This is a genomic window from Streptomyces sp. NPDC052101 (assembly GCF_040680235.1).
Lineage (GTDB): Bacteria > Actinomycetota > Actinomycetes > Streptomycetales > Streptomycetaceae > Streptomyces.
In genome coordinates this window covers 181,526-192,982 of sequence record NZ_JBFAWH010000010.1, presented here as the reverse complement: position 1 = coordinate 192,982, position 11,457 = coordinate 181,526, and the positions used below count along the sequence as shown (strand labels likewise).

Annotated in this window: 10 protein-coding genes and 1 pseudogene; 5 read left to right on the top strand and 6 right to left on the bottom strand. The window is 71.4% G+C overall.

Annotation, left to right across the window (positions count from 1 at the left end; translation table 11 throughout):
- Window positions 1-558 precede the first annotated feature (558 nt).
- Complete coding sequence (locus tag AB0L75_RS19855; protein ID WP_365182439.1) at window positions 559-1,005, bottom strand: ATP-binding protein; 447 nt, start codon at window positions 1,003-1,005, stop codon at window positions 559-561.
- A gap of 248 nt (window positions 1,006-1,253) precedes the next feature.
- On the opposite strand from AB0L75_RS19855, the gene AB0L75_RS19850 reads away from it, so the two are divergent.
- Together AB0L75_RS19850 and AB0L75_RS19845 are read left to right on the top strand one after the other, a co-directional pair.
- Window positions 1,254-1,676, top strand: coding sequence for a MarR family transcriptional regulator (locus AB0L75_RS19850; protein ID WP_365182437.1), 423 nt, complete (start codon window positions 1,254-1,256; stop codon window positions 1,674-1,676).
- 62 nt (window positions 1,677-1,738) lie between these two features.
- Window positions 1,739-3,400: an MFS transporter gene (locus tag AB0L75_RS19845; protein ID WP_365182582.1), complete on the top strand. Its 1,662-nt coding sequence runs from the start codon at window positions 1,739-1,741 to the stop codon at window positions 3,398-3,400.
- 54 nt (window positions 3,401-3,454) lie between these two features.
- Here the strand turns inward: AB0L75_RS19845 and AB0L75_RS19840 are convergent, their stop codons facing one another.
- The 3 genes from AB0L75_RS19840 to mgrA form a co-directional block, all read right to left on the bottom strand.
- A complete protein-coding gene (locus AB0L75_RS19840; protein WP_365182435.1) occupies window positions 3,455-4,078 on the bottom strand; it encodes a DedA family protein in 624 nt (207 codons plus the stop codon).
- A gap of 96 nt (window positions 4,079-4,174) precedes the next feature.
- Complete coding sequence (locus tag AB0L75_RS19835; RefSeq protein ID WP_365182433.1) at window positions 4,175-4,357, bottom strand: hypothetical protein; 183 nt, start codon at window positions 4,355-4,357, stop codon at window positions 4,175-4,177.
- Between the two features lie 178 nt (window positions 4,358-4,535).
- Window positions 4,536-5,579 (bottom strand): L-glyceraldehyde 3-phosphate reductase, encoded by a 1,044-nt coding sequence (mgrA, locus tag AB0L75_RS19830; protein ID WP_365182431.1) that lies wholly within the window; start codon window positions 5,577-5,579, stop codon window positions 4,536-4,538.
- Between the two features lie 277 nt (window positions 5,580-5,856).
- Between mgrA and AB0L75_RS19825 the strand changes: the two genes are divergently transcribed.
- Window positions 5,857-6,696 (top strand): chitosanase, encoded by an 840-nt coding sequence (locus AB0L75_RS19825; RefSeq protein ID WP_365182429.1) that lies wholly within the window; start codon window positions 5,857-5,859, stop codon window positions 6,694-6,696.
- Window positions 6,697-6,720: 24 nt separating this feature from the next.
- On the opposite strand, the gene AB0L75_RS19820 is transcribed toward AB0L75_RS19825, so the two are convergent.
- Window positions 6,721-7,341, bottom strand: coding sequence for a DUF4328 domain-containing protein (locus AB0L75_RS19820; protein ID WP_365182428.1), 621 nt, complete (start codon window positions 7,339-7,341; stop codon window positions 6,721-6,723).
- Between the two features lie 162 nt (window positions 7,342-7,503).
- Between AB0L75_RS19820 and pgm the strand changes: the two genes are divergently transcribed.
- Complete coding sequence (gene pgm / locus AB0L75_RS19815; protein WP_365182427.1) at window positions 7,504-9,144, top strand: phosphoglucomutase (alpha-D-glucose-1,6-bisphosphate-dependent); 1,641 nt, start codon at window positions 7,504-7,506, stop codon at window positions 9,142-9,144.
- Between the two features lie 53 nt (window positions 9,145-9,197).
- Here pgm and AB0L75_RS19810 read toward each other — a convergent pair whose 3' ends face one another.
- Entirely contained in the window at window positions 9,198-10,115 is a 918-nt protein-coding gene (locus AB0L75_RS19810) for an SGNH/GDSL hydrolase family protein (RefSeq protein WP_365182425.1), read from the bottom strand.
- A 562-nt stretch (window positions 10,116-10,677) separates the two neighbouring features.
- Here AB0L75_RS19810 and AB0L75_RS19805 point away from each other — a divergent pair.
- Window positions 10,678-11,457, top strand: a pseudogene (locus AB0L75_RS19805) (hypothetical protein); the annotation flags it as partial.

Below are 11,457 nucleotides of genomic sequence, written 5' to 3'. Positions count from 1 at the left end.
CGGCGTCGTAGTGGCCGCCCGGGGCCGGGGTCCAGCGGCACATGTCGACTCGCGGTCCCTGTGTCGCGCCCGGGAGCAGGGCCTGGCTGCCATCGGAGGCCTGCCGGACGAGCGTTCCCTCGACGTGCTCGTCCGCCGCGTCGCGCTCGGGCAGGGCCAGGGCCGAAGCCGGTGTCCAGGGCCCGCGCGGCGCGGTCGACCGTGCCGAGGCTCGGCCCGGCCCGGCCCGGCCCGGCCCAGCCCGATGCCGGTGAGCATCCGCCGGCTGAGCCTCGCGGCCTCGGCCAGCCGCTGCACGCTCCGCCGCGCCGCTTGCGCAAGGCCCGGACACGCCCGCCGATGCGGGTGACGAACTCCTGCGCGGCCTGGTCGTCGGCCTGTACCCGGCCCAGGGCCAGGACAACGTCCTGTTCACCCCCGCCGCCGCGTTCGGCATCGAGCACACCGTACGGATCGGCTTCGCCGACGGCGCCGAGACCCTGCGCACCGGTCTGCGCCTGGTCGGCGGGTTCCTCGACCACCTCGCCCGGGCCTGACCCGCAGCCGGGGCTCCCGTGCTCACCCCGCCGCGGCGGTGAGCGGCACGGTGGCCGTGATCCGCTTGCCGTGGGGCAGCCAGGTCACCTCCAGGTCGCGGGAGACCATCGCGACGAGAATCAGCCCGTGCCCGCCGATCCGGCAGGGATCGGGTGGCTGCCGCAGGGGCGGCTCGGTGGAGGTGTCCGTCACCGAGACGCGCAGCGCGGTGCCGTCGGGTGGCAGCTCCAGGCGCAGGGCGCACGGGCCGGGGGCGTGCTTGGCCGCGTTGCCGACGAGTTCGCTGACGACGAGCTGGGCATCCTGCACCGAGCACCGGGCGGGTGCGGGCCGCAGCCGGGAGAGCAGGGCGGCGACGGCGTCCCTGGCCTCGCCGATGCCGGACATGCCGGTGTCCCAGGCGCGGTCGTAGCGCAGCGGGGCGTGGCGGGTCCGCGTCGTCGCGTGCCTCCCGAGCGGGATGTCCATAGGTCGTCGCCCTTTCCCTCCGGGGCCGGGTCTCTTCCTGGTGCCTACCGGTTCGTCCCGTCGTTGCCCGGTTACCCGCTGGGCTGTCGAACAAGGGGCGTCCGCCGGGTATCCGCCCGATTGCCGACAAATCCCTGGGCATAGGCGCCCACGGGCCCTGCCGGGGTCCCCGGGTAATGCCCTGCCGTGTGCCCCGTTACTTACACTTGGTTGAACAGTCCAGACTGATAAACCTACTGTTAGTAGTCATGGACACGGTTGCACTGGCCGCCGCGCTGCGGCTGGCCATGGGCCGGATCGTCCGCCGACTGCGCCAGGCGCACGCGGTCGGGGACGTCACGCTCTCCGGCGTCTCGGTGCTGGCTCGGCTGGCCCGCACCGGTCCGGACTCGCCCGGCTCGCTCGCCGAGTCCGAGCGGGTCCGGCCGCAGGCGATGGCCGGCACGCTCGCCGGGCTCGAACAACGCGGCCTGGTCAGCCGTACCCCGGACACGGCCGCCGGCCGCCGGGCCATCGTGTCCCTCACCGACGAGGGACGGACCGTCCTGGAGCAGCGCCGATCCGAGTCCGTGGGCCGACTCGCGCACGCCCTGGACGAGTTCACCCCGCAGCAGAGGCAGGCCCTGTACGACGTCCTGCCCCTGCTCGACCGGCTGGCGGAACGGCTGTGACCGGCCCCGGCTACAAGTGGGTCGCCCTCTCCAACACCACGCTCGGCGTCCTGATAGCCACCATGGACGCCTCCATCGTGATCATCTCGCTGCCGGCGATCTTCCGCGGGATCGGCCTCGACCCGCTCGCGGCCGGCAACATCGGCTATCTGCTGTGGATGATCCTCGGCTATCTGCTGGTCTCGGCCGTCCTCGTGGTCGTCCTCGGCCGGCTCGGCGACATGTTCGGCCGCGTCCGGATCTACAACCTCGGCTTCCTGGTCTTCGCGTGCGCCTCCGTCGCCCTGTCCCTCGACCCGTTCCGGGCGGGCGCGGGCGCGCTGTGGCTGATCCTTTGGCGCATCGTGCAGGCCTTCGGCGGCTCCATGCTCACCGCCAACTCGGCCGCCATCCTCACCGACGCCTTCCCGGCCCGGCAGCGCGGCATGGCCCTCGGCATCAACCAGATCACCGCGCTCGCCGGGCAGTTCCTCGGTCTGCTCGCCGGCGGTCTACTGGCCGCGGTGGACTGGCGGGCGGTGTTCTGGGTGAGCGTCCCGATCAGCATCACCGGCACCGTCTGGTCGTATCTGAGCCTGCGTGAGACCTCGGCCGGCGTCCGCGGCCGTATCGACTGGCTCGGCAACCTCACCTTCGCCACCGGCGCCGGCATCCTGCTGGCGGGCATCACCTACGGCATCCAGCCCTACGGCGGCCACCCCACCGGCTGGACCAACCCCTGGGTGCTCTCGGGCCTGATCGGCGGCGCGTTCCTGCTGCTGGTGTTCTGCCTGGTGGAGACGCGGGTCGACGAGCCGATGTTCCGGCTGTCGCTGTTCGGGGTGCGGGCGTTCGCCGCCGGCAACCTGGCCGCCCTGCTGACCGCGATCGCCCGCGGCGGACTCCAGTTCATGCTGATCATCTGGCTGCAGGGCATCTGGCTGCCGCTGCACGGCTACGACTTCGAGGACACCCCGCTGTGGGCCGGCATCTTCATGCTGCCGCTCACCCTCGGCTTCCTCGTCGCCGGGCCGCTCTGCGGCTATCTCTCCGACCGGTTCGGCGCCCGCGTCTTCTCCACCGCCGGCCTGCTCGTCGTCGCCGGGTCCTTCCTCGGCCTGCTGGCCCTGCCCGTGAACTTCGACTACGGCGTCTTCGCCGCCCTGTTGCTGCTGGGCGGCCTCGGGCAGGGCATGTTCTCCTCGCCCAACACCTCCTCCATCATGGGCAGCGTGCCGGCCCGCCACCGGGGCGTGGCCTCCGGGATGCGCTCCACCTTCCAGAACTCGGGTACGGCCCTGTCCATCGGCGTGTTCTTCTCGCTGATGGTCTCCGGCCTCGCGAGCACCCTGCCGAAGACCCTCAGCAGCGGCCTCCAGGCGCACGGCGTGCCCGCCGGAACCGCGGACCAGGTGGCCTCGCTGCCGCCGGTCAGCACCCTGTTCGCCACGTTTCTCGGCGACAACCCGATCGGCCGTCTGCTCGGCGACGGCGGCACCCTGGACCACCTGACCGCCGCCCAGCGCGCCACCCTCACCGGCCACACCTTCTTCCCCGAGCTGGTCACCGGGCCCTTCCACCACGGACTGACCATCGTCTTCGGCGTGGCCACGGGCATGGCACTGGTCTCCGCGCTCGCCTCCGCCCTGCGCGGCGGCCACGAACGCGCCGACGACACGCCCGGGCCCGGGCCGGACCCCGGCACGAAAGAACAGCCGGCACGGCGCACATCGCGCCCCTCGTGACGGGCGTCCACCCTGAAGTCGGCCCGCACGGCGAGGTGTTCGGCGGCCGACCGGTCAGTGTGCGCGGCGCCGCCGTGCGAAGTGCCGTACGGCTACGGCCGCGATCAGTACGGCGGCGGCGATGAGGACGTAGAGCTGGTAGCGCGAGACCTCGTCGTAGACGGTCGTGATGTGGGTGCCGACCAGGTAGGCCAGGGTCGTCCACAGGCCGACCCACAGGACCGCGCCGAGCGCGTTGAAGGCGAGGAAGCGGCGCCAGTGCATGCCCGTGGTGCCGGCGATGATGCCGTTGGCCTGGCGCAGTCCCTCGATGAACCGGGCCACGGTCACAATCTTGCCGCCGTGCCGGCCGAAGAATTCCTCGGCGGCCGCGAACCGCTTGGGAGTCAGAAAGACGTACCGCCCCCACCGGTGCACGAAGGCCCGCCCGCCGACCCTGCCGATCAGATAGCCGATGTTGTCCCCGATGACGGCCGCGGCGAACGCGATGAAGGCGACGGCCACGACGTTCAGCCGCCCCGCGCCCGCGTACACCCCCGCGGCCAGCAGGATCGTCTCGCCGGGCGCGGGCACTCCGAAGTCCTCCACCAGGACCACGGCCCCCACGGCCCAGTAGCCGTAGTGGCCGAGCAGCGGCGCCAGATGCGCGAGCGGACCCGGAAGCGGAGGGGCGGCCATGCGTCCACGGTACGTCGCCGCGATCAGCGGCCCGAGACCGGCCGCCGGCCGGAAGCCGGGGCCAGGGGAGGGGCTCGCCTCGATGGGCGGGTCGGACTATCGGCCGGAATAGGCGATGCCCTGGTCATCGCCTGGTTCCGCCTGGCAGGCGTGGCACAGTTCGTGGTCCCCGTCGCGGGTGACGACGGTGCCCCAGCCGAGGCACACCTCGCAGTCGCGGGCGAGACCCAGGTCGGGGTGGGGAGGCAGGAGGGGGCTGCGGTGGGCTCCGTGCGCCATGAGGGTGGTGGCTCCTTGGAGGTCGCGGGAGGGACGTGAGGGCGTGGTCGTGGGTGATGACAACGCTGTCCGTGCGATCTCCAGTATGTCCGACTTATCCCTCTTGTCAGTGACGTACGTCACTCGACGCCCGCCTCTCCCCTCGGCGGCCCGACGGGTCACCCAGGGTGGCCCGGTGTCACCCCAGTCGGCCCAGCCGGGCCTCGCGCCACAGGTCCACCCCGCCGTCGGTGGCGTGCTTGTCGATCTCGGTCAGCTCCTCCGCCGTGAAGTCGAGGTTCTCCAGGGCGGCGACGTTCTGCTCCAGCTGCTCGGTGCGGGAGGCGCCGATGACGAGGGATGTCACCCGCTCGTCGCGCAGCGCCCAGGCCAGCGCCAGCTGCGCCAGCGTCTGCCCGCGCCGGGCCGCGATGTCGTTCAGGGCGCGCAGCCGCCGCAGCGTGTCGTCCGTCAGCCAGGACGTGTCGAACGACGTGCCGCGCGCCGCCCGCGAGTCCTCCGGGACGCCGTCCAGGTAGCGGCCGGTCAGCAGGCCCTGGGCGAGCGCCGTGAATCCGATGACCCCGAAGCCCTCCTCCCGGGCCGCGTCCAGCAGGCCGTCGGTCTCGATCCAGCGGTTGAGCATGCTGTACGACGGCTGGTGGATCAGCAGCGGGGTGCCCAGGTCCCGCAGGATCGCCGCCGCCTGCCGGGTGCGCTCGGCGTCGTAGGAGGAGATGCCGACGTAGAGGGCCTTGCCCTGGCGTACGGCGGTGTCGAGCGCCCCCATCGTCTCCTCCAGCGGGGTGCTCGCGTCCAGCCGGTGGGAGTAGAAGATGTCCACGTAGTCCACGCCCATCCGGCGCAGCGACTGGTCCAGCGAGGCCAGCACGTACTTCCGGGAGCCGCCGCCCTGCCCGTAGGGGCCGGGCCACATGTCCCAGCCGGCCTTGGTGGAGATCACCAGCTCGTCCCGGTACGGCGCGAGGTCCCGCTTCAGCAGCCGCCCGAAGTTCAGCTCGGCCCCGCCGTACGGGGGGCCGTAGTTGTTGGCCAGGTCATGGTGGGTGATCCCGAGGTCGAAGGCGCGCAGGGCGATCTCGCGCTGGGCCTCGAAGGGGCGGTCGTCGCCGAAGTTGTGCCAGTAGCCCAGGGACAGGACGGGCAGGTCCAGCCCCGAGCGGCCGGTGCGCCGGTAACGCATGGTGCCGTCGTAGCGTGCGGGGTCCGCGACGTGGGTCATCGGGTCTTCTCCGGGTGGTGCCGTAGGGGTCGCCCCTCCGTGGACGGACGGGCTCGTCCACCCTGCGCCCCCGCGCCGCCCAAGTCCAACCGCCGTCCCGGATGGGATTGAGCGGTTCCGTTTCTGAATCGGCGGCAGTAGTCGTTCGATCCGTCGTTCGATCCTACGAATTTCATGCCAGGCGGGTTACCGGTCCGCCCCGCATTTGATAGGAAACTTTCCTACCAGTATGTGGTCCAGTTCAACTCCCCACCCCCCACCCCGATTTGGAGCCCCCGTGGTGCACGCAGACCGCGACACAGCATTCCCCACCACCGTCTCCCGCCGGACCGTCGTCGCCCTGCTCGGCGCCGTCGGCACCGGCGCGCTGCTCGGAGCCCAGCGCGCCCTCGCGGCACCCGCGGCCGCGTCGGGCCTGGACGACCCGGCGAAGAAGGAGATCGCCATGGAACTGGTGTCGAGCGCGGAGAACTCCTCGCTCGACTGGAAGGCCCAGTACAAGTACATCGAGGACATCGGCGACGGCCGTGGCTACACCGCCGGCATCATCGGATTCTGTTCCGGCACCGGCGACATGCTCGACCTCGTCCAGCTCTACGCCGACCGCGAGCCCGGCAACGTCCTCGCCAAGTACCTGCCCGCACTGCGCAAGGTCAACGGCTCCGACTCGCACTCCGGCCTCGACCCGAACTACCCCAAGGACTGGCGCAAGGCCGCCCAGGACACGGCGTTCCAGCAGTGCCAGAACGACGAACGCGACCGGGTCTACTTCAACCCCGCCCTCGCCCAGGGCAAGACGGACGGCCTGCGCGCCCTCGGCCAGTTCTGCTACTACGACGCCCTCGTCATGCACGGCGACGGCGACGACCCCACCAGCTTCCGCAACATTCGCAAGCGCGCCCTGCGCAGCGCCAAGCCGCCGGCGCAGGGCGGCGACGAGACGACGTACCTCAACGCCTTCCTCGACGCACGGGTGTGGGCCATGAAGCAGGAGGAGGCGCACAGCGACACCAGCCGCGTCGACACCGAGCAGCGGGTCTTCCTGCGCAGGGGCAACCTCGACCTGAACACCCCGCTCGACTGGAAGGTGTACGGGGACAGTTACCACATCGGCTGAACCCCGGGCATTACAAGGCGTGTGCTACGAGGCGTGCGGCAGGCCGTCGGGCGCGGGCACCGGCTCCAGCGAGCGCAGCCCGGCGGCTTGCCGCTTCGTCACGCGTTCGATCAGGGTGGCCGCCAGGGCGGCGGCCAGCAGGTCGAGGGACTGCGCCGCCACGAGCACCGGCAGCGAGGTCCCGCCGGCGATGTGCATGCCCGCCAGGTACAGCACCGCGTGACCGACCCAGGCCGCCCACCAGGCGTTGACGAGCATGTCCCGGCGGCCCGGGTCGGCACCGGCGGGGCCGCTCGCCCGGCGCACGTCGAGCAGAAGCCCGCGCGGAGCCCAGAAGTTGACGCCGGGTATCAGCCATGCGAGAACGGCCCACGCGGCCGAGCCGCGCACCGTACCGGGCGAGAGGAGTTCGGCGTTGCGCCGGCAGCGGGCGAACCAGAGGAGGAACAGCACGACCGCCGCCGTCATCGCGTACACGTAGATCATCGACACACGGGCGGCCTCGGAGGCGGTTGCGGTCGACGGGTGCAGCAGATGAGCGCGGACCTTCAGTGCCCGGACCAACTCGACACCGGACGCCGCTGCCACGGCGAACTGGGCGCAACGAGCGAAGGGCCAGGGAGCCTGCGCGGCGGATCCGGTCATGGTGGAAGAAGGCCTGTCTGTGGAATGCGCCCTGCACAGGCGGCAGCGCGGCGTGAAGATCGAAGCACCGGATCATAAGGCGGGACGTACTCGCGTGTCAGGGTCCTGACGAGGAAAGATGGGCCGTGAGCGATCGATCCGACGACGCGGAGGAACGGACTCATGCCGCACGAGCGAGCCGGCCGGCCGGCCGGTCCCGAGGACCTTGTCGACGTGGCCCGGCTGGTCACGGCGTACTACGCACTGCACCCGGACCCGGCCGACCCGGCCCAGCGGGTGTCCTTCGGCACCTCCGGGCACCGGGGCTCTTCCCTGGCGAGCGTCTTCAACGAGGACCACATCGCCGCCACCAGCCAGGCCATCTGCGAGTACCGCACGGCCCAGGGCATCGACGGGCCCCTCTTCCTCGGCGCCGACACCCACGCCCTGTCCGAGCCCGCGAAGGCCACCGCGCTGGAGGTGTTCGCCGCGAACGGCGTGACCGTGCTCGTCGACAGTGCCGACGGCTACACACCCACCCCCGCCGTCTCGCACGCGATCCTCACCCACAACCGTGGCCGCACCTCGGGCCTCGCCGACGGCGTGGTCGTCACCCCCTCCCACAACCCGCCCGCCGACGGCGGCTTCAAGTACAACCCGCCGAGCGGCGGACCGGCGGCATCCGACGCCACCTCCTGGATCCAGGACCGGGCCAACGAGATCATCACGGGCGGCCTGAAGGACGTACGCCGGGTGACGTACGCGCAGTCGCTCACCGCGGAGACGACACAGAGGTACGACTTCCTCGGCGCCTATGTGGGCGATCTGCCGGGCGTGCTCGACCTGGACGCCGTCCGCGCGGCCGGCGTCCGCATCGGCGCCGACCCGCTCGGCGGCGCCTCCGTCGCCTACTGGGGGCGCATCGCCGAACAGCACGGCATCGACCTCACCGTGGTCAATCCGCACACCGACCCCACCTGGCGGTTCATGACGCTGGACTGGGACGGCCAGATCCGCATGGACTGCTCCTCGCCGTACGCGATGGCCTCCCTCATCGAGCAGCGCGACCGGTTCCGCATCGCCACCGGCAACGACGCCGACGCCGACCGGCACGGCATCGTCACCCCGGACGCCGGCCTGATGAACCCCAACCACTACCTCGCGGTCGCCATCTCCTACCTCTACCGGCACCGCGAGCAGTGGCCCGCCGGTGCGGGGATCGGCAAGACGCTGGTCTCCTCGACGATGATCGACCGGGTCGCCGCCGACCTCGGCCGCCGACTGGTCGAGGTGCCGGTCGGGTTCAAGTGGTTCGTGGACGGACTGGTCGACGGCAGCCTCGGCTTCGGCGGCGAGGAGTCGGCCGGCGCGTCCTTCCTGCGCCGCGACGGCTCGGTGTGGACCACCGACAAGGACGGCATCCTCCTGGCCCTCCTCGCCTCCGAGATCACGGCCGTCACGGACCGGACGCCGTCGGAGCACTACGCCGGCCTGACCGCCCGCTTCGGAGAACCCGCCTACGCCCGCATCGACGCGCCCGCGACCCGCGAACAGAAGGCACTGCTCGGCAGGCTGTCCCCGGCGCAGGTCACCGCCGACACGCTCGCCGGCGAGTCCGTCACAGCCGTCCTCACCGAGGCGCCCGGCAACGGCGCCGCGATCGGCGGCATCAAGGTCACCACGGAGAACGCCTGGTTCGCGGCCCGCCCCTCGGGCACCGAGGACGTCTACAAGGTCTACGCCGAGTCCTTCCTCGGTCCCCGCCATCTCGCCCGGGTGCAGGAGGAGGCACAGGGCGTGGTCCTGGGCGCGCTCGGCGGCTGAGCGTCGTACGGCGGCCTCCGGCTGCGCGTTCCGGAGGCCGCCGCCTGCCCGGCTCAGCCGTGCCGGGGCCCCTCGTCCAGCCGGGCCAGGACCGCCCGGGCCATCGCTTGCTCCCCCTGGGCGTTGGGGTGGGCCGGGGCCGCGGGCGCCGCCGGCTGCAGCGGCTCGATCCAGCGGTCCGCGGGCGCCTTGCACATGTCGTGGCCGACCGTGGGGGTGTAGGTGTCGGCGTACTCCGCCCGGTTGAGGGCCGCCACCACGCGCAGCATCAGGTTGAGCCGCTTCTCGGTGTCCCGCAGATAGGCGAAGTCCCGCTGCGCGAAGGGGACCTGCGGGAAGCAGCCGCTGCCGTCGTCGGGCAGCAGGTCCGGGTAGCCGACGACGACCACGCGCGCGTGCGGCGCCCGGGCATGCACGGCCCGCAGCACCCGGTCGACCTTCGGCGCGGTCCGTACGATCGCGAGGGTGAGCTGGTCGTAGCCCGACGCCTGGTAGGAGCGCTCGCAGGGGTTGCCCGTCGGGTCCTGGGCGGAGAGGCGGGCGCAGGTGCCGATGATCGAGCCGAACCCGACGTCGTTGCCGCCGATCTGAACGGTCACCAGATCCGTGCCCCGCCCCAGCGAGTCGAGCTGCGGCGGGTTGGTGCCCTGCGCCTGCCACATCTGGGCGGTCGTCGCTCCGGCGCAGCTGACGTCCGTGAAGGCGGCCACCTGCCGCTGGGCCGCGACCAGCGTGGGGTAATTGTGGTCGGAGCGCGCGCAGCCCGCGTCCACCTGGCTCGGGATGCCGGGGCCGGAGGTGTACGAGTCGCCGAGCGCCACGTAACGGACGTCCCGGCCGTGTCCGGCGGAGTGCGCGGCGGCCGGCGCCGTGGAAGCCGCGACCAGGGCGCAACCGCCCAGTGCGGCCCCCACCACGGCGGCCCGCCGCCGGCCTCTCGCACCGCCCGCCGGACGTGTGTCGTTCGCCATGAGTCCTCCCCCTGGGGTCGGTACATCGCGCGGTGACGACACCGGAGAGCGCCCCCGCGCATTCGACTGGGTCTGTATACCGCCCGGTAGGTCTCGCGGACCAGAACCAGGGAGCAACGAGTTCGGGAGGCGCGTGTCGAGGCACTGTGGTAGTGCGCGTGCAGCGGGCAGGCCCGACGGGGATCAGGGGCCTGCTGACGCCCTTCTCCCTCCGGCGCCGGGCAGCCTGATGGTCTCGTACGGCGCCCATGACCGGGCCAACCGGTGCGCCCCACTACACCATATGGAGGCTTATGACCTCCGAAGTGTTATTCAGGTCTTCGATTTCCTGATCATTCCACTATCGAGCCCTTGGGACTGACCAGCCGTCATAAAGCTCTGACCCAAGTCGAGGAGAGTGGGAAGAATGACGACATCGCCGCGACGGCGATCTGTTCTGGCGTCGGCCGCAACAGCCGCCGCGCTCGCCGCAGCCACGCTGGCGACCGCGGGAGCCGCCTACGCCCAGGACCACACCACCCCGAGCCCGCCGTACCCGAACGAACCCGCCCACCCACGTCACGTGGAGAAGCCCACGCATCCGGTGAAGCCCGAATCCCCGGCTCACCCTGAGAAGCCGATGATGCCGGTGAAGCCGGAGTACCCACAGCACCCGGTGAAGCCGATGGTGCCGGTGAAGCCGGAGTATCCACAGCATCCGGTGAAGCCGATGGTGCCGGTGAAGCCGGAGTATCCGCAGCATCCGGTCAAGCCTGAGTATCCGCAGCATCCGGTGAAGCCCCAATACCCGGCTCACCCTGAGAAGCCCGTGATGCCGGTCAAGCCGGAGTATCCGCAGCATCCGGTGAAGCCGGTGTACCCGGAGAAGCCGGTGAAGCCCGCTTACCCGGTGAAGCCCGAGTACCCGCAACGCCCCGTCAAGCCGGAGTATCCGCAGCACCCGGTGAAGCCTGCGTATCCGGTGAAGCCGGAGTATCCGCAGCATCCGGTGAAGCCGGTGTACCCGGAGAAGCCGGTGAAGCCCGCTTACCCGGTCAAGCCGGAGTACCCGCAACACCCCGTCAAGCCGGAGTATCCGCAGCGTCCGGTGAAGCCGGTGTACCCGGAGAAGCCGGTGAAGCCCGCTTACCCGGTGAAGCCCGAGTACCCGCAACACCCCGTCAAGCCGGAGTACCCGGTGAAGCCGGAGTATCCGCAGCACCCGGTCAAGCCCGAGTACCCGCAGCATCCGGTGAAGCCGGAGTATCCGCAGCATCCGGTGAAGCCGGAGTACCCGCAGCATCCGGTGAAGCCGGAGTACCCGCAGCATCCGGTGAAGCCGGAGTACCCGCAGCATCCGGTG

Bases quoted from the DNA above. Each gene is read 5' to 3' on its own strand.
- AB0L75_RS19855 (WP_365182439.1), bottom strand. From the start codon at position 1,005: ATGGACATCCCGCTCGGGAGGCACGCGACGACGCGGACCCGCCACGCC.
- AB0L75_RS19850 (WP_365182437.1), top strand. From the start codon at position 1,254: ATGGACACGGTTGCACTGGCCGCCGCGCTGCGGCTGGCCATGGGCCGG.
- AB0L75_RS19845 (WP_365182582.1), top strand. From the start codon at position 1,739: ATGGACGCCTCCATCGTGATCATCTCGCTGCCGGCGATCTTCCGCGGG.
- AB0L75_RS19840 (WP_365182435.1), bottom strand. From the start codon at position 4,078: ATGGCCGCCCCTCCGCTTCCGGGTCCGCTCGCGCATCTGGCGCCGCTG.
- AB0L75_RS19835 (WP_365182433.1), bottom strand. From the start codon at position 4,357: ATGGCGCACGGAGCCCACCGCAGCCCCCTCCTGCCTCCCCACCCCGAC.
- mgrA (WP_365182431.1), bottom strand. From the start codon at position 5,579: ATGACCCACGTCGCGGACCCCGCACGCTACGACGGCACCATGCGTTAC.
- AB0L75_RS19820 (WP_365182428.1), bottom strand. From the start codon at position 7,341: ATGACCGGATCCGCCGCGCAGGCTCCCTGGCCCTTCGCTCGTTGCGCC.
- pgm (WP_365182427.1), top strand. From the start codon at position 7,504: ATGCCGCACGAGCGAGCCGGCCGGCCGGCCGGTCCCGAGGACCTTGTC.
- AB0L75_RS19810 (WP_365182425.1), bottom strand. From the start codon at position 10,115: ATGGCGAACGACACACGTCCGGCGGGCGGTGCGAGAGGCCGGCGGCGG.